Annotated in this window: 1 protein-coding gene; it reads right to left on the reverse strand. The window is 51.8% G+C overall.

Going from position 1 to position 446, the window contains the following annotated elements; all coding sequences use genetic code 11:
* Nucleotides 1–150: 150 nt before the first annotated feature.
* On the reverse strand, nt 151–446 hold a 296-nt coding region (locus tag AK963_RS30630), incomplete at its 5' end, for a PD-(D/E)XK nuclease-like domain-containing protein (protein ID WP_175404803.1).

Here is a 446-nt window from a genome sequence, read left to right on the forward strand (position 1 = left end):
TTGAGCTATGGTGTTTTTGTTTTGACGCAACAGGTCTTTGATGGTGAGCTGGCCACCGTCAGCGGCCTTTTCTTTTTTTGGTACCGGCTGCTTTGCCGGTGTTTTTTTAGCATTCCCTGCCATAACAGAACTCCTTATTCAGACAGACGATTAAGCGGCTCGTGCCCATTCAGGCAACTCGATGGTGCAGAATTCGTCGGGATAGCCCGGCCAGATTCCAGAACGCTGGCAGTCAGCGAACTGAGTCAGCATCAGGCGCATTTCAGAACGGCCCAGCTGCAGCATTTCATCACTGGCCATATACAGCCCGATGGCGTAGGGCTGCTCTTTTTCGATAGCCAGCCATGCAAAGCCATTCGCAGGCAGACCCAGCGCCCGACACCCGTCCAGATACCAAGACGCTTTCTGGTGGTAGTGATAATTGAGAATATCTTTTTGGAACTTGC

This window comes from Endozoicomonas atrinae, from assembly GCF_001647025.1.
In the GTDB taxonomy this organism is placed as follows: Bacteria; Pseudomonadota; Gammaproteobacteria; order Pseudomonadales; family Endozoicomonadaceae; genus Endozoicomonas; species Endozoicomonas atrinae.